This window comes from Streptomyces sp. NPDC020490 (assembly GCF_044335305.1).
In the GTDB taxonomy this organism is placed as follows: domain Bacteria; phylum Actinomycetota; class Actinomycetes; order Streptomycetales; family Streptomycetaceae; genus Streptomyces.
Genome location: NZ_JBIRUY010000008.1, coordinates 101,938 through 118,073, shown reverse-complemented (window position 1 = coordinate 118,073; position 16,136 = coordinate 101,938). Strand labels below are relative to the sequence as shown.

16 protein-coding genes are annotated in these 16,136 nt (G+C 69.4%); 7 read left to right on the top strand and 9 right to left on the bottom strand.

Features of this window, described 5'->3' with window-relative positions; all coding sequences use genetic code 11:
* Window positions 1-74 precede the first annotated feature (74 nt).
* The gene (gene trxB, locus ACH4ZX_RS11365) at window positions 75-1,043 is read left to right on the top strand and encodes a thioredoxin-disulfide reductase (protein ID WP_398270996.1); all 969 of its coding nucleotides are present in this window, start codon (window positions 75-77) and stop codon (window positions 1,041-1,043) included.
* Between the two features lie 41 nt (window positions 1,044-1,084).
* A complete protein-coding gene (gene trxA / locus ACH4ZX_RS11360) occupies window positions 1,085-1,417 on the top strand; it encodes a thioredoxin (protein WP_360753887.1) in 333 nt (110 codons plus the stop codon).
* Between the two features lie 99 nt (window positions 1,418-1,516).
* Here trxA and ACH4ZX_RS11355 read toward each other — a convergent pair whose 3' ends face one another.
* The 9 genes from ACH4ZX_RS11355 to rpmH form a co-directional block, all read right to left on the bottom strand.
* On the bottom strand, window positions 1,517-2,134 hold the full coding sequence (locus ACH4ZX_RS11355; protein ID WP_398270991.1) for a GNAT family N-acetyltransferase: 618 nt from the start codon (window positions 2,132-2,134) through the stop codon (window positions 1,517-1,519).
* Between the two features lie 325 nt (window positions 2,135-2,459).
* Entirely contained in the window at window positions 2,460-3,560 is a 1,101-nt protein-coding gene (locus ACH4ZX_RS11350; protein ID WP_398270988.1) for a ParB/RepB/Spo0J family partition protein, read from the bottom strand.
* Window positions 3,557-4,630, bottom strand: coding sequence for a ParA family protein (locus ACH4ZX_RS11345; RefSeq protein WP_351886359.1), 1,074 nt, complete (start codon window positions 4,628-4,630; stop codon window positions 3,557-3,559). Before ACH4ZX_RS11345 ends, ACH4ZX_RS11350 begins: the two co-directional genes overlap by 4 nt.
* A 301-nt stretch (window positions 4,631-4,931) precedes the next feature.
* Complete coding sequence (rsmG, locus tag ACH4ZX_RS11340; RefSeq protein WP_351886043.1) at window positions 4,932-5,648, bottom strand: 16S rRNA (guanine(527)-N(7))-methyltransferase RsmG; 717 nt, start codon at window positions 5,646-5,648, stop codon at window positions 4,932-4,934.
* A 120-nt stretch (window positions 5,649-5,768) separates the two neighbouring features.
* The gene (locus tag ACH4ZX_RS11335) at window positions 5,769-6,281 is read right to left on the bottom strand and encodes a R3H domain-containing nucleic acid-binding protein (protein WP_360753896.1); all 513 of its coding nucleotides are present in this window, start codon (window positions 6,279-6,281) and stop codon (window positions 5,769-5,771) included.
* Between the two features lie 15 nt (window positions 6,282-6,296).
* Entirely contained in the window at window positions 6,297-7,583 is a 1,287-nt protein-coding gene (gene yidC, locus ACH4ZX_RS11330) for a membrane protein insertase YidC (RefSeq protein WP_398270984.1), read from the bottom strand.
* Between the two features lie 3 nt (window positions 7,584-7,586).
* A complete protein-coding gene (gene yidD / locus ACH4ZX_RS11325) occupies window positions 7,587-7,964 on the bottom strand; it encodes a membrane protein insertion efficiency factor YidD (RefSeq protein WP_351886050.1) in 378 nt (125 codons plus the stop codon).
* A complete protein-coding gene (gene rnpA, locus ACH4ZX_RS11320; RefSeq protein ID WP_351886053.1) occupies window positions 7,961-8,332 on the bottom strand; it encodes a ribonuclease P protein component in 372 nt (123 codons plus the stop codon). Before rnpA ends, yidD begins: the two co-directional genes overlap by 4 nt.
* A gap of 21 nt (window positions 8,333-8,353) precedes the next feature.
* Complete coding sequence (gene rpmH / locus ACH4ZX_RS11315) at window positions 8,354-8,491, bottom strand: 50S ribosomal protein L34 (RefSeq protein WP_003956500.1); 138 nt, start codon at window positions 8,489-8,491, stop codon at window positions 8,354-8,356.
* Between the two features lie 393 nt (window positions 8,492-8,884).
* Here rpmH and dnaA point away from each other — a divergent pair, with 393 nt between their 5' ends.
* The 5 genes from dnaA to ACH4ZX_RS11290 all read left to right on the top strand — a co-directional run bounded on the left by dnaA (window position 8,885) and on the right by ACH4ZX_RS11290 (window position 15,726).
* Window positions 8,885-10,783: a chromosomal replication initiator protein DnaA gene (dnaA, locus tag ACH4ZX_RS11310; RefSeq protein ID WP_398270979.1), complete on the top strand. Its 1,899-nt coding sequence runs from the start codon at window positions 8,885-8,887 to the stop codon at window positions 10,781-10,783.
* Between the two features lie 995 nt (window positions 10,784-11,778).
* Complete coding sequence (gene dnaN, locus ACH4ZX_RS11305; RefSeq protein WP_351886362.1) at window positions 11,779-12,909, top strand: DNA polymerase III subunit beta; 1,131 nt, start codon at window positions 11,779-11,781, stop codon at window positions 12,907-12,909.
* Window positions 12,910-13,057: 148 nt separating this feature from the next.
* Window positions 13,058-13,933 carry a phosphogluconate dehydrogenase (NAD(+)-dependent, decarboxylating) gene (gnd, locus tag ACH4ZX_RS11300; protein ID WP_360753908.1) on the top strand — a complete coding sequence of 292 codons (876 nt, stop codon included), beginning with the start codon at window positions 13,058-13,060 and terminating at the stop codon, window positions 13,931-13,933.
* Window positions 13,934-14,071: 138 nt separating this feature from the next.
* On the top strand, window positions 14,072-15,193 hold the full coding sequence (gene recF / locus ACH4ZX_RS11295) for a DNA replication/repair protein RecF (protein ID WP_398270974.1): 1,122 nt from the start codon (window positions 14,072-14,074) through the stop codon (window positions 15,191-15,193).
* Complete coding sequence (locus tag ACH4ZX_RS11290) at window positions 15,190-15,726, top strand: DUF721 domain-containing protein (RefSeq protein ID WP_398270971.1); 537 nt, start codon at window positions 15,190-15,192, stop codon at window positions 15,724-15,726. The genes recF and ACH4ZX_RS11290 overlap by 4 nt, the downstream gene beginning before the upstream one ends.
* Window positions 15,727-16,136 lie beyond the last annotated feature (410 nt).

The window sequence follows — 16,136 nt, the reverse complement described above, 5'->3', positions numbered from 1 at the left end:
TTGGGTGGGGTGAGAGCGGGCAAGAGGCTCTCCCACCGGTCCGACGACGCAGTCCAGAGACGAGGAAACAAGCCGTGAGCGACGTCCGTAACGTGATCATCATCGGCTCCGGGCCCGCCGGCTACACGGCGGCGCTCTACACCGCGCGCGCGTCGCTGAAGCCGCTGGTGTTCGAGGGCGCCGTCACCGCCGGTGGCGCCCTGATGAACACCACCGAGGTGGAGAATTTCCCCGGTTTCCGGGACGGCATCATGGGGCCCGAGCTCATGGACAACATGCGCGCCCAGGCCGAGCGCTTCGGTGCCGAGCTCATCCCCGACGACGTCGTTTCCGTCGACCTCACCGGTGAGATCAAGACCGTCACGGACACCTCCGGAACCGTGCACCGGGCGAAGGCCGTCATCGTCACCACCGGCTCGCAGCACCGCAAGCTCGGCCTGCCGAACGAGGACGCCCTGTCCGGACGCGGCGTCTCCTGGTGTGCCACCTGTGACGGGTTCTTCTTCAAGGACCAGGACATCGCCGTGATCGGCGGTGGCGACACCGCGATGGAGGAGGCCACCTTCCTCTCCCGCTTCGCCAAGTCGGTGACGATCGTCCACCGCCGGGACACCCTGCGCGCCTCCAAGGCGATGCAGGAGCGCGCCTTCGCCGACCCGAAGATCAAGTTCGTGTGGGACAGCGAGGTCGCCGAGATCCACGGCGACCCGAAGCTCTCGGGCCTGAAGCTGCGCAACGTCAAGACGGGCGAACTGTCCGACCTGGCGGTCACCGGCCTGTTCATCGCGATCGGCCACGACCCGCGCACCGAACTCTTCAAGGGCCAGCTCGACCTCGACGAGGAGGGCTACCTCAAGGTCGTCTCCCCCTCGACCCGCACCAACCTGTCCGGTGTCTTCGGGGCCGGCGACGTGGTCGACCACACCTACCGGCAGGCGATCACCGCCGCCGGCACGGGCTGCTCCGCCGCCCTCGACGCCGAGCGTTACCTCGCCGCCCTCGCGGACGAGGAGAAGGCCGAGCCCGAGAAGACCTCTGTCTGACTCCTGTCCGCCCCACGCACCAACCAGTTAAGGAGCCCGCCGTGGCCGGCACCCTGAAGAACGTGACCGACGACTCCTTCGACGAGGACGTCCTCAAGAGCGACAAGCCCGTCCTGGTGGACTTCTGGGCCGCCTGGTGCGGTCCGTGCCGCCAGATCGCCCCGTCCCTCGAGGCGATCGCCGCGGAATACGGCGACAAGATCGAGATCGTCAAGCTCAACATCGACGAGAACCCGGAAACGGCGGCCAAGTACGGCGTCATGTCCATCCCGACGCTGAACGTCTACGAGAACGGCGAGGTCGCCAAGACCATCGTCGGCGCCAAGCCGAAGGCCGCGATCGTCCGCGACCTCGAGGACTTCATCGCCGACTAGTCGGGCGCGCCGCCGAGCGGTCGGCGGCGCATGTTTCACGTGAAACACGAATGGGCCAGCCCGGACGGGCTGGCCCATTCGCATGACAGCGGCCGCGTGTCACAAGGGACGCAGCGCCGGTTCCTTCTGCACGGCTCCCAGGAGCCGGTCCAAGGCCATCTCCACGTCTTCCTTCCAGGAGAGCGTCGTGCGCAGCTCCAGCCGCATCCGTGGATAGGTGGGATGCTGCCTGACCGTCTTGAAGCCCACGGCCAGGAGATGGTCGGCCGGCAGCACGCAGGCCGGTTCCCTCCAGCGGGCGTCGCCGAACGCCTCGATCGCCTTGAAGCCCCGGCGCAGAAGGTCCTTGGCGACCGTCTGCACCATCACGCGTCCCAGGCCCTGCCCCTGATAGCCCGGCATGATGAAGCCCGTCATCAACTGCACCGCATCCGGCGAGACGGGGCTCGTGGGAAACGCCGTGGAGCGGGGGACGTACGCAGGAGGGGCGTAGAGCACGAAGCCCACCGGCACGTCATCGACGTACACCACCCGGCCGCATGATCCCCAGTCCAGGAGCACGGCTGAGATCCAGGACTCCTTCTCCAGTGCGGCCGTGCCTGCTCTTACCGCTGCTTCGCCGCTGACTGGGTCCAACTCCCAGAAGACGCACGCGCGGCAGCGCTGGGGAAGGTCCTGAAGGTTGTCCAGCGTGAGCGGTACGAGCCGACGCCCCATGAAGGCTGTTCCTCGCTTCCTTCGCCCGCCCCGTCACGGGCGGCTGTCAAAGCACTCCGTTCCCTGAGCGGACTGCCGGCGAAACCGCCGACCGCGCCCAGGCCCAGCCCCGCGCTGACCGGTCCCGGTGCGGCTCATCATTCGCATGGCCCAGGCTTGTCCCAGAGGGACTGCCACGTGGATGCGCCGTACCCGAACGCATCGTATCCACGATGCGATTGCGTCAATACCGACCGAAAGCAAAGAGCGGGCCGTGTTCCGGTACACACCGGACACGGCCCGCCCCCTTGGCTGACCGGTCGAGCCCATCGGGCCGACCACCGGCTCAGCCCTCGTTCTCCTCACCGTCGTCCTCGGCGAGGCTGGCCTGGAGGGCCAGCTTCTCTCCCGGAGCGAGCGTGCCGAGGATCCGCTCGAGGTCCTCCGGGGAGGCGAACTCGACAGTGATCTTGCCCTTCTTCTGGCCCAGTTCGACCTTCACGCGCGTCTCGAAGCGGTCCGAGAGCCGCGTCGCCAGGTCGGTCAGTGCCGGAGAGACGCGGGCGCCTGCCCGCGGGCCCTTGGGTCGCCGGGCCGCCTGCGGGCGCGACCCCATCAGGGTCACGATCTCCTCGACGGCCCGCACCGACAGCCCCTCGGCCACGACCCGGTAGGCCAGCCGCTCCTGCTCCTCCGGGTCCTCCACGGACAGCAGCGCCCGGGCGTGTCCGGCGGACAGCACTCCGGCCGCCACCCGGTTCTGGACCTTGGGCGACAGCTTCAGCAGGCGGAGCGTGTTGGAGACCTGCGGACGGGACCGGCCGATACGGTCCGCCAACTGGTCGTGCGTGCAGTTGAAGTCCTTCAGCAACTGGTCGTAGGCGGCGGCCTCTTCCAGCGGGTTCAGCTGCGCGCGGTGCAGGTTCTCCAAGAGCGCGTCCAGCAGCAGCTTCTCGTCGTCCGTGGCCCGCACGATCGCCGGGATCGCCTCCAGGCCCGCCTCACGGCAGGCCCGCCAGCGCCGCTCGCCCATGATGAGCTCGTAGCGGCCGGGACCCAACTGCCGTACGACGACCGGCTGGAGGAGGCCGACCTCCTTGATGGAGGTGACGAGTTCGTGCAGCGCGTCCTCGTCGAAGACCTCACGCGGCTGACGCGGGTTCGGGCTGATGGAGTCGAGGGGGATCTCCGCGAAGTGAGCGCCCACGGGCGGTGCGGGCCGCTCCGTGGTGCCGCCGACCGACGGCTCCTCGGTTTCACGTGAAACAGGCGGCAGCGTGGCCACCTTCGCCGCGGCGACACCGCGGTCGGTCGTCAGCACCGGAACAGTCGCCTGAGAGGGGGAACCGGCACCCCCCACCGCCGTCGGAACCGGCGTCTTCTCCGTCGGGGCAGCAGGGATCAGTGCGCCGAGACCACGACCCAAACCCCTCCGTCGCTCGCTCACTGAATCCCCTCCACCATGTTCGGATCACTCTGGGCACCGATATGGGCGTGCGTCGCGTCGTAGCTGACACCGACACCCTTCAGCGCGATTTCTCGTGCCGCCTCAAGATAGGACAGGGCGCCGCTGGACCCCGGATCGTAGGTCAGCACGGTCTGTCCATAGCTCGGCGCCTCGGAGATGCGGACCGAGCGCGGAATGCTCGTCCGCAACACCTCGTCGCCGAAGTGGCTGCGCACCTCCTCCGCGACCTGGGACGCGAGCCGCGTCCGGCCGTCGTACATGGTGAGCAGGATCGTCGATACGTGCAGTGCGGGGTTGAGGTGCCCCCGGACCAGGTCGACGTTGCGCAGCAGCTGCCCCAGACCCTCCAGCGCGTAGTACTCGCACTGGATCGGGATGAGGACTTCCTGCCCGGCGACCAAGGCGTTGACCGTCAGCAGGCCGAGCGACGGCGGGCAGTCGATCAGGATGTAGTCCAGCGGCTGCTCATAGGCCTGGATCGCCCGCAGCAGCCGGCTCTCGCGGGCCACCAGCGACACCAGCTCGATCTCCGCACCGGCGAGATCGATCGTGGCAGGAGCGCAGAAGAGTCCCTCGACGTCCGGGACGGGCTGGACGACCTCCGCGAGCGGCTTGCTCTCGATGAGGACGTCGTAGATGGACGGGACGTCGGCGTGATGGTCGATCCCCAGCGCCGTGGAGGCGTTGCCCTGCGGGTCGAGGTCGATCACCAGTACACGGGCACCGTGCAGCGCCAGGGAGGCGGCAAGGTTGACGGTCGTCGTGGTCTTGCCCACGCCGCCCTTCTGATTGGCGACCACCATGACTCGGGTCTGCTCAGGCCGCGGCAGGCCCTCGCCGGCGCGGCCCAGAGCCTCCACCGCCAGTTGGGCAGCACGACCGATCGGAGTGTCGTCCATCGGAGGCGGCGTTTCACGTGAAACATCCTCCCCCCTCGACTCGCTACGGGGACCGGGGACCGGATCGGTCATCGGTCCCGCGATGTTGGCGTCGGACCGCAAGGATTCACTCTCCTCGACTTCAGGCTCGCAATGAACAGAGCCTCCCATGCCTTCGGGGTCACGAACCAGTGAGGCCTTGTCTTCTGTGGAGAAATCCACCTCTGTGGACAACTTCGTGCCCCCCGGGGAGGACGCTGCGTCGTGGGGAACCGGTGCCTCGTCGAGTGAACCCAGAGGCTTTCGGTCGCGGGGTTCGGCCGCGGCGCGACCGCGGCTGATGATGCCGTGGAGCAGTGAGCGACGTTTCACGTGAAACACGATGCACAGCGGCTCGGATCCCATCAGGGCGACACTCCGACACACACGGGTGGCGCAGCTTGTGTGGAGTACGGCGGAACGTCAGGAACGCTCAGCGACGCCGGCGCGCACGTCCGGTCCGCGCCGCCTTCGCACGCTTCGCCGCGAAGCGCACGCCGCCGGGGCTCTCCCCGACCTCCACCCGGACCACCGTGGACATCGGATCCACGATGCCTTCGCCGACATGCAGGATGGACGTCTCCACCGCACCCAGCTTGCTCAGCGCCGCGGCAGCCGCCTTCAGCTCTTCCTCGGCGGTGTCGCCCTTGAGCGCGAGCATCTCCCCGTAGGGACGCAGCAGCGGAATGCCCCAGGTGGCCAGTCGGTCCAGCGGGGCGACCGCTCGTGCCGTCACCACATGGACCGGCGTCAGCTTCCCCATGACCTCCTCGGCACGCCCCCGCATCACCGTGACATGGTCCAGGCCCAGCAGCTCCACCACCTCGGTGAGGAAGTTCGTCCGCCGCAGCAGAGGTTCCAACAGGGTGATCTTCAGATCCTCCCGGACCAGTGCCAGGGGGATGCCGGGCAGACCGGCGCCCGAGCCGACATCGCACACGGTGACACCCTCGGGAACCACCTCCGAGAGCACCGCGCAGTTCAGCAGGTGCCGCTCCCAGAGCCGGGGCACCTCACGCGGACCGATCAGACCACGCTGCACACCCGTCTCGGCGAGCAGCTCCGCGTACCGGACCGCATCCGCGAACCGATCGCCGAACACTTCGCGCGCCTGCTCGGGCGCAGGGGGAAGCTCCGCTGCCTCCGTCACGGGGACCGTCCTTCCGTACCGCATCGGCGCACCGGGCGCCGACCACCAGAACTATCAGGCTGACAAAGACCGGCCCCGCCTGCGCTACAACAGACGGGGCCGGAGAAACGTGGGGACCGATCAGGCGGGAAGCACGACGACGAAGCGCTGCGGCTCCTCGCCCTCGGACTCGCTGCGCAGGCCCGCGGCCTTGACCGCGTCGTGCACGACCTTGCGCTCGAACGGCGTCATCGGCTTCAGCTTCACCGGCTCGCCGGTGCTCCTGACCTCGGCGGCGGCCTTCGCTCCCAGCTCGGACAGCTCGGCGCGCTTCTTGGCCCGGTAGCCCGCGATGTCCAGCATCAGCCGGCTGCGGTCCCCGGTCTCCCGGTGCACCGCCAGGCGCGTGAGCTCCTGGAGGGCCTCCAGCACCTCACCGTCACGGCCGACGAGCTTCTGCAGATCGCGGCTGCCGGTGTCGCTGATGATCGAGACAGCGGCGCGGTCGGCCTCGACATCCATGTCGATGTCGCCGTCGAGATCGGCGATGTCCAGCAGACCCTCGAGGTAGTCCGCCGCGATCTCGCCCTCCTGCTCCAGGCGGGTCAGGGTGTCTGCACCCTCGGCAGCGGCGGAGGTGGTGCCTTCCGTCACGGGATGGACTCCTTCTTACTTCTTGGACGGGGACTTGGGCCGCTGCGGGCCCTTGCGCTGTCCGGACTGGGCCTTGCTGCGGGTACCGCTGCCGGGCTTTGCGGCGCCCTTCTCGGCAGCGGCGGGCTTGGCGTCCTCGGGCTCCTCGGACTTGCTCAACGACGTCTTCGGCTCGGACTCGCCGGCTGCCTTGACAGCACCGGACTGGCGCTGGGCCTTCGTCTGACGCTTGGGCTGCTGGCGCTTCACGGCGGCGGCACCGCCGCCCGTCGTCGGCGTAGCACCGTCCTGCACCTCTACGGCGACGGCGCCCTCGCTCTTGACCACGGTGCCGTCGGCCTGCGCCGCCAGACCCGCCTTGCTCAGGCCGTTGATGAACTTGCGCTCGAACTCGTTGCGGTCCCGGCCCTTGGCGACGATCGCCTTGACGATGGTGCGCTCGCTGCGCCGACGGACCTTGCCGTGGTGCGTGACGTGCTTGGTCAGGCGCTCCAGGTAGGCGGCCTGGGCCTTCGAACCCGGGGTCGGGTTGTTGTGGATCACGTACATCTGCTGGCCCATGGTCCACACGTTGGTGGTCAGCCAGTAGACGAGAACACCGACCGGGAAGTTGATGCCGAAGACGGCGAACATGACCGGGAAGACGTACATCAGCATCTTCTGCTGCTGCATGAACGGCGTCTTCACCGTGGTGTCGACGTTCTTCGTCATGAGCTGGCGCTGCGTGTAGAACTGCGACGCCGACATCATCACGATCATGATCGCGGTGACGACACGGACATCGGTCAGCGTGGCGCCGAGCTGGGCGACCTTCTCGGCGCTGTCCGTGAACTTCGCGGCCAGCGGGGCACCGAAGATGTGCGCCTTACGGGCGCTGGCGAGCAGCGGCTCGTTGATGACGCCGATCGTCTCGCCCGTCGCGATGCCGTTGAGCACGTGGTACAGGGCGAAGAAGAACGGGGACTGCGCGAGGATGGGAAGGCACGAGGAGAGCGGGTTGGTACCCGTCTCCTTGTACAGCTTCATCATCTCTTCGGACTGGCGCTGCTTGTCGTTCTTGTAGCGCTCCTGGATCTTCTTCATCTCGGGCTGGAGCGTCTGCATCGCCCGGGTCGCCTTGATCTGCTTCACGAAGAGCGGGATCAGGCAGATGCGGATCAGGATCACCAGAGACACGATGGACAGGCCCCAGGCCCACCCGGTGTCCGGGCCGAAGATCGCGCCGTACACCGTGTGGAACTGGACGATGACCCAGGAGACAGGTGTCGTGATGAAGCTGAAGAGGCTGGCAATCGTGTCCACTAATCATGCTCCTTGGGCATGGGACGAAGTCTCTGCGGCCGGGCTCGAAGAGGAACTCACTTCGCTGCTCGAAGACAGATTCTCCTCGGTGGCCGTTTCGGCGGCGGAGGACCCGCCCCTGCGTGCACGCCAGGCGTCACGCAGCATCTCGTGCCACCGCGGGCGCTTGCGCGGCGGAACATGATCCACACCGCCCAGCGACCACGGATTGCACCGCAGGATGCGCCAGGCGGTGAGCGCCGTGCCCTTGATCGCGCCGTGCCGGTCGATGGCCGTGTACCCGTAGTGCGAGCACGACGGGTAGTACTTGCACACCGGTCCGAGCAACGGACTGATGGTCCACTGGTACAGCTTGATCAGAGCCAGCAGCGGGTACTTCATCGCGCGCCCCCTCCCAGCAGCCGCTCCACGGCGGCATCCAGGTCTCGGGCCAGCTGTGCATGGTCGGCGTCGCCCGCACCGGGCAGCGCTCGTACGACTACCAGGCTACCGGGGGGAAACAGGGCGACTCGGTCACGCATCAGATGACGCAGTCTGCGCTTCACCTTGTTGCGCACCACCGCGCCGCCCACGGCCTTGCTCACGACGAAACCCGCACGTGTCGGGGGAGCGTTCTCCCCAGGCACGTGCGGGTCCGTGGCACCGCTACGAAGGTGGACGACGAGGGTCGGGCGGCCAGCCCGGCGACCTCGCCGCACCGCGGTCGCGAAGTCCTCGCGCCGCCTCAGCCGGTTCTCGGTGGGCAGCACGACGTCATGACCTGACCGGGATCAGGCGGACAGACGGGCGCGACCCTTGCTACGGCGGGACGCGAGAATCGCGCGGCCGGCACGGGTGCGCATACGCAGCCGGAAGCCGTGGGTCTTCGCGCGACGACGGTTGTTCGGCTGGAAGGTGCGCTTGCTCACTCGGGGGCTCCAGAAATAAATCGGTGGTTGCGGGGTGCCGTCCTGGCTGTCACCGTGCGCCCACGAGTAGCTCGCAGTTACGCCCGAGTGCACCGCTTACCGATCACCCAAAGCGATCTGTGCCCATCGGAGGCAGGCGGCAGCAGCCATCGACAACTCGACCTGGTTACGGTACGCGCGGCTGCGCCATCCGGTCAAACCAGAGCCCACCGAGGCACACTGTCCACAGCCTGGGGACAACAACTTGAACCGCACCCGCCGCCCTGACTACCGTGGCTGAACTCCGATTCGTTCCCTTGTCCCCTCTGATCCGGCTGATCCGGCTCCACCCCAGTTGAATCCCGACCCGTCCCGCAACCACACGTTCGTGGGACCCGTGAGAGAGCGTGCCCTGTGGCTGACGTACCTGCCGATCTTGCCGCAGTGTGGCCACGAGTACTGGAGCAGCTCCTCGGGGAGGGCCGCGGGCAGGGCGTCGAGACGAAGGACGAGCACTGGATCCGCCGCTGCCAGCCCCTCGCGCTGGTCGCGGACACCGCCCTGCTCGCCGTACCGAACGAATTCGCGAAGGGCGTACTCGAAGGCCGCCTCGCCCCCGTCGTCAGCGAGACCCTGAGCCGCGAGTGCGGCCGCCCCATCCGCATCGCCATCACCGTCGACGACTCCGCGGGCGAGCCCCCCGCCCCGCCCGTGCGCCCCCAGCCGCGCTACGAGGAACCCGAACTCCCCGCCACGCAGTACGAGGGCTACGGCCGCCACCGCGCCGACGACCACCGGGCCGGCCACCCCGAACAGCACCACGGCACCTCCGGCGACCGGCTGCCCACGGCCCGGCCCGCCTACCCGGGCGAGTACCAGCGCCCCGAACCCGGCAGCTGGCCCCGCCCCGCCCAGGACGAGTACGGCTGGCAGCAGCAGCGCCTCGGCTTCCCCGACCGCGACCCCTACGCCTCCCCCTCGCAGGACACGTACGCGTCATCGCCGCAGGACTCCTACGGCCGCCCGCCCCAGGACTACCGCCCGCAGTCCATGGAGCGCCCCGCCTACGACGGCCAGCGCCCGGACTACGACCAGGCGCGTCCCGACTACGACCAGCGCGACGCCCGCCGGGACCGGCCCGAGTCGCCGTCCGCCGCCGGACCGGCGCACCGCGGCGGCCCCGCAGGTCCCGCAGGCTCCGGCGGGCCGGCCAACGGCTTGCCCGGCTCCTCCGGCCCGCTCGCCGCGCGGCCCGCGCCGGCCACCGGCTCCGGCGAGCCGACCGCCCGCCTGAACCCCAAGTACCTCTTCGACACCTTCGTCATCGGCGCCTCCAACCGCTTCGCGCACGCGGCCGCGGTCGCCGTCGCCGAGGCACCCGCGAAGGCGTACAACCCCCTCTTCATCTACGGCGAGTCCGGGCTCGGCAAGACCCACCTGCTGCACGCCATCGGGCACTACGCGCGCAGCCTGTACCCCGGCACGCGCGTGCGGTACGTGAGCTCGGAGGAGTTCACCAACGAGTTCATCAACTCCATCCGCGACGGCAAGGGCGACAGCTTCCGCAAGCGCTACCGCGAGATGGACATCCTGCTCGTCGACGACATCCAGTTCCTCGCGGACAAGGAGTCGACGCAGGAGGAGTTCTTCCACACCTTCAACACCCTCCACAACGCCAACAAGCAGATCGTGCTGTCCAGCGACCGGCCGCCGAAGCAGCTGGTCACGCTGGAGGACCGGCTGCGGAACCGCTTCGAGTGGGGCCTGATCACCGACGTCCAGCCACCCGAGCTGGAGACGCGCATCGCGATCCTGCGCAAGAAGGCGGTCCAGGAGCAGCTCAACGCCCCGCCGGAGGTGCTGGAGTTCATCGCCTCGCGGATCTCCCGCAACATCCGCGAGCTGGAGGGCGCGCTGATCCGGGTGACGGCGTTCGCGTCGCTCAACCGGCAGCCGGTCGACCTCGGCCTGACCGAGATCGTCCTCAAGGACCTCATCCCCGGCGGTGAGGACTCGGCGCCCGAGATCACCTCCACGGCCATCATGAGCGCGACCGCGGACTACTTCGGCCTCACCGTCGAGGACCTGTGCGGCACCTCGCGCGGACGCGCGCTGGTGACGGCCCGCCAGATCGCCATGTACCTGTGCCGCGAGCTGACGGACCTGTCGCTGCCGAAGATCGGCGCGCTGTTCGGCGGCCGCGACCACACGACGGTGATGCACGCCGACCGCAAGATCCGCAATCTGATGGCGGAGCGGCGCTCCATCTACAACCAGGTCACCGAGCTGACCAACCGCATCAAGAACGGCTGACGCGGCCGGCCGTACGGCCGCCGAGGGCGCCCCGGGACGAGGTCCCCGGGCGCCCTTCGCCGTTCCCCCGGCCGGTCCGGGGAGCGTGCACGGCCGGCCGGTCCGGGGGAGTGTCCGGCCGTCCGGAGAGCGGGCCCAGCCGGTCCGAGGGGAGCGTCCGACCGGTCCGGGAGCGGAGTGCCCGCCGGTCCGGGGCCGCACATGTGACCACCCGCTGTTCGATTACCTGCCGGGTTACGGCCTCCCTCCACAGATCGGCCGACTTTCTGCCGTCCACATCCTGGGGACCGCGAAGTTGTCCAGATCGTTTCCACAGGTGCCCCTGCCGGTGGATCATCGAAGCAGCTCAGGTGGCTGTGGATCCGTGGACGAAGGATCTCCACAGGCTGTGGACGGAGCGGTGATCCACAACCTGTGCACAGAGTTGTCCACCGGCAACCCACAGGCCCGGACCGGTTGTCCCCAGTGCGGGACGAGTTCTCCACATGCCTGTCCACTGTTCGGCAACCCGAGACGCCCCGTCACCGGGCAGAGTGAAAGGCGTCACATGAAGGTGCCGGATTCGGCTGTGGGCAACGGGGGTAAAACTGGGGACAGTCCTGGGGAGAACTCGCCCCGACCTGTGCACGGGATGTGCAGAACTTTCCGTTCTCCACAGAGACGGTCCGTTGTCCACCGGTGTCGCCCACAGGGCCCGTGGACAAAATCTCCGCTCTGAGCTGCGCAGACGGGGTTATCCACCGTTTCCACAGGCCCTACTACTACTCCCGACCATAGAGAGCCGGGAATTCGTTTCGAAGCGGGTCCTGTGCACAACTCGCCGTCCGGCCGCCGGCTGCCCCTCGTCACGACTTGACCCCGAGCGGCACCTACTGTCAGTGCCGTGCGTCAGACTGTTCCCGGTGTCCTTGCCCTCACCGGGGCCCGGTCACACCGCGACAGACCACGAAGCCAGGCAGGCCGAGAAGCGCCGGCAACAGCAGGAGGCGGCAACAGTGAAGATCCGGGTGGAACGCGACGTACTCGCGGAGGCAGTGGCCTGGGCGGCCCGCAGCCTCCCGGCCCGTCCGCCGGCGCCTGTCCTCGCCGGCCTTCTGCTGAAGGCCGAGGACGGTCAGCTCAGCCTGTCCAGCTTCGACTACGAGGTCTCCGCACGCGTGAGCGTCGAGACGGAGGTCGAGGAGGAGGGCACGGTCCTCGTCTCCGGCCGCCTGCTCGCGGACATCTGCCGCGCGCTGCCGAACCGGCCGGTGGAGATCTCCACAGACGGTGTACGGGCGACGGTGGTCTGCGGGTCCTCGCGGTTCACCCTGCACACCCTGCCTGTGGAGGAGTACCCGGCGCTGCCGCAGATGCCGAACGCGACGGGCACCGTCCCCGGTGAGGTCTTCGCCTCCGCGGCCGCGCAGGTCGCCATCGCCGCCGGCCGCGACGACACGCTGCCCGTGCTCACCGGTGTGCGCATCGAGATCGAGGGCGACACCGTCACCCTGGCCTCCACCGACCGCTACCGCTTCGCGGTCCGTGAGTTCCTGTGGAAGCCGGAGAACCCGGACGCCTCCGCGGTGGCCCTGGTGCCCGCCAAGACGCTCCTGGACACCGCCAAGGCGCTCACGAGCGGCGACAGCGTGACGCTGGCGCTGTCCGGCTCGGGCGCGGGCGAGGGCCTGATCGGTTTCGAGGGCGCCGGACGGCGGACGACGACGCGTCTGCTGGAGGGCGACCTGCCGAAGTACCGGACGCTGTTCCCGACGGAGTTCAACAGCATCGCCGTCATCGAGACCGCCCCGTTCGTCGAGGCCGTCAAGCGTGTGGCCCTGGTCGCCGAGCGCAACACCCCGGTGCGGCTCAGCTTCGAGCAGGGTGTGCTGATCCTGGAGGCGGGCTCCAGCGACGACGCACAGGCTGTGGAACGCGTGGACGCGCACCTGGAGGGCGACGACATCTCCATCGCCTTCAACCCGACGTTCCTGCTGGACGGCCTGAGCGCCATCGACTCGCCGGTGGCCCAGCTGTCGTTCACCACGTCGACCAAGCCGGCGCTGCTGAGCGGCAAGCCGGCGGTGGACGCGGAGGCGGACGAGGCCTACAAGTACCTGATCATGCCGGTGCGCCTCAGCGGCTGACCGCGCCCGTCAGGGAATCCGCAGGTCGAGGCGTACGTTTGAGCGCGTATGCCCACAGGTGTGCGTAAGCGTCCGGGTTTAGGCTGTTCGGGCTCGGACGCGGGCACGAACGTGCCCCACATGCCACACGCAACCTAAGGAACACCTGATGGAGCTCGGTCTCGTCGGCCTCGGCAAGATGGGCGGCAACATGCGCGAGCGGATACGCCGCGCGGGCCACACCGTCGTCGGATACGACCGCAACCCGGACCTCGCCGATGTCCACAGCCTGCGCGAACTTGTGGACAAGCTGGCGGGTCCGCGCGTGGTCTGGGTGATGGTCCCGGCCGGCGCGCCCACCCAGTCGACCATCGACGAGCTCGCCGAGCTGCTGGAGCCGGGTGACGTCGTCGTGGACGGCGGCAACTCGCGCTGGACGGACGACGAGCGGCACGCCGGGGAACTGGCCGCGAAGGGCATCGGCTTCGTCGACTGCGGCGTCTCCGGCGGCGTCTGGGGCCTGGAGAACGGCTACGCGCTGATGTACGGCGGCGACGCCGAGCACGTCGCCAGGGTGCAGCCCGTCTTCGACGCGCTCAAGCCCGAGGGCGACCTCGGCGCCGTACACGCCGGCAAGGTCGGTGCGGGGCACTTCGCGAAGATGGTCCACAACGGCATCGAGTACGCGATGATGCAGGCCTACGCCGAGGGCTGGGAGCTGCTGGAGAAGGTCGACTCGGTCACGGACGTGCGCGAGGTGTTCCGCTCCTGGCAGGAGGGCACGGTGATCCGTTCCTGGCTGCTGGATCTCGCGGTGAACGCGCTCGACGAGGACGAGCACCTGGACGGGCTGAAGGGTGTCGCCCAGGACTCGGGTGAGGGACGCTGGACGGTGGAGGCCGCGATCGACCACGCGGTTCCGCTGCCGGCGATCACCGCGTCGCTGTTCGCGCGGTTCTCCTCCCGGCAGGAGGACTCGCCCCAGATGAAGATGGTCGCCGCGCTGCGCAATCAGTTCGGCGGGCACGCGGTCGAGAAGAAGTAGTCCACACCCTGGGGACGCGGGCCGCCCGGCGTCCACGGGGGGCAGGCCGGGCCGTCCACAGCCCGGGGAAGAGTCAGCACGGCGGCGGCTCCCAGCGGGGCCGCCCACCACCACGTCCGGGGAGGTCGGCGAACGACCATGCACGTCACGCATCTGTCGCTGGCCGACTTCCGCTCGTACGCCCGGGCCGAGGTGGAGCTGGACCCGGGCGTGACCGCGTTCGTCGGTCCGAACGGGCAGGGCAAGACGAACCTGGTCGAGGCGGTCGGCTACCTCGCCACCCTCGGCAGCCACCGGGTGTCGTCCGACGCCCCTCTGGTGCGCGTGGGCGCCGACCGGGCCGTGATCCGGGCGCAGGTCAGACAGGGCGAACGCCGGCAACTGGTGGAGCTGGAGCTGAACCCGGGCCGCGCCAACCGCGCCCGTGTCAACCGGTCCTCGCAGGCCAGGCCGCGAGACGTGCTGGGCATCGTGCGGACCGTGCTGTTCGCGCCGGAGGACCTCGCGCTGGTCAAGGGCGATCCCTCCGAGCGGCGGCGCTTCCTCGACGAGCTGATCACCGCCCGTTCCCCGCGGATGGCCGGGGTGCGCTCCGACTACGAGAGGGTGCTCAAGCAGCGCAACACCCTGCTGAAGTCGGCCGCGCTGGCCCGGCGGCACGGCGGGCGCTCCATAGACCTGTCCACCCTCGACATCTGGGACCAGCACCTCGCGCGCGCGGGCGCGGAGCTGCTGGCCCGGCGGCTCGACCTGATCGCGGCGCTGCAGCCGCTCGCGGACAAGGCGTACGAGCAGCTGGCGCCGGGCGGCGGCCCGGTCGTGCTGGAGTACCGGCCGTCGGCCCCCGGTGAGGCGCACACGCGGGAAGAGCTCTTCGCGCAGCTGACGGAGGCGCTGGCCCAGGCGCGCAAGCAGGAGATCGAGCGGGGGGTGACCCTGGTGGGGCCGCACCGGGACGACCTGCTGCTCAAGCTCGGTCAGCTGCCGGCCAAGGGATACGCCTCGCACGGTGAGTCGTGGTCGTTCGCGCTGGCGTTGCGGCTGGCGTCGTACGACCTGCTGCGGGCCGAGGGCAACGAGCCGGTGCTGGTGCTCGACGACGTGTTCGCCGAGCTGGACGCCCGTCGCCGGGAGCGGCTGGCGGAGCTGGTGGCGCCCGGTGAGCAGGTGCTGGTGACGGCGGCGGTGGACGACGACGTGCCGCACGTGCTGGCGGGGGCGCGGTTCGCGGTGTCGGGCGGGACGGTGGAGCGCGTATGAGCACCGGGCAGGAGTCCCAGCCGGAGAAGCGGCCGGAGCCGTCCGGGGTGGATCTGGCGCGGGTGGCGTTGCGGGCGGCGCGGGAGCAGGCACGCGCGCGGGGGGACGCGACGCGGCAGCGGAAGCAGGCGCGGCGGGGTGGTCTGCGTTCGGGCGCCCGTGCCGACGGCCGGGATCCGATGGCGCTGGGCGCCGCGATCAACCGTCTGATCACCGAGCGCGGGTGGGAGGCGCCGGCCGCGGTGGGCGGGGTGATGGGGCGCTGGCCGCAGATCGTGGGTGCGGACGTCGCCAAGCACTGTGTGCCGGAGCGGTACGACGAGGACGAGCGGGTCCTGGTCGTGCGGTGCGACTCCACGGCGTGGGCGACGAACCTGCGGCTGCTGGCCCCGACGCTGGTGGCGCGGCTGAACGAGGATCTCGGGCACGGCCGGGTGCGGGTGATCAAGGTGCTGGGGCCCGGCGGACCCGCCCGCCGCTACGGTCCGCTGCGCGCTCCGGGCAGTACGGGACCGGGTGACACCTACGGGTGACGGACTTCACAACGGACCCCACGGCGGGGGTCGGCGGCTGCCCGGTCGCGGGGCCGGACGCGGTCGCGAACCGGTCCGCGTGTCCGTGCTGACTTCCACGTAGCCATGGGTTGACGGCCGGAAGCGCTGAGTGCCGTTGTGAGCGTCTTGGAGCCCCGCTCCGTATATGGGGACCCGGCCAAGACCGGTTGAGGGCGCCACATGCGGACTCAGGTACCGGCAAACCCCCATCACTGTCGGCGCTACCGGTAGACTGGAAGACAATCCCGCCCCAGCCGTGGGGACCGTCCGGGAAAAGCTGAGCAACGCTGATCTAGGGCTTACCAACGCAACATGCCGCAGCCGCTCCGGCGACCCTCCCCCAGCGGGGGAAACCCCAGGAGCCCGGCTCGTGCTGTGCCAGAAAGGGC

Bases quoted from the DNA above. Each gene is read 5' to 3' on its own strand.
- gnd (WP_360753908.1), top strand. From the start codon at position 13,058: ATGGAGCTCGGTCTCGTCGGCCTCGGCAAGATGGGCGGCAACATGCGC.
- ACH4ZX_RS11355 (WP_398270991.1), bottom strand. From the start codon at position 2,134: ATGGGGCGTCGGCTCGTACCGCTCACGCTGGACAACCTTCAGGACCTT.
- ACH4ZX_RS11345 (WP_351886359.1), bottom strand. From the start codon at position 4,630: ATGGGAGGCTCTGTTCATTGCGAGCCTGAAGTCGAGGAGAGTGAATCC.
- yidD (WP_351886050.1), bottom strand. From the start codon at position 7,964: ATGAAGTACCCGCTGCTGGCTCTGATCAAGCTGTACCAGTGGACCATC.
- ACH4ZX_RS11290 (WP_398270971.1), top strand. From the start codon at position 15,190: ATGAGCACCGGGCAGGAGTCCCAGCCGGAGAAGCGGCCGGAGCCGTCC.
- recF (WP_398270974.1), top strand. From the start codon at position 14,072: ATGCACGTCACGCATCTGTCGCTGGCCGACTTCCGCTCGTACGCCCGG.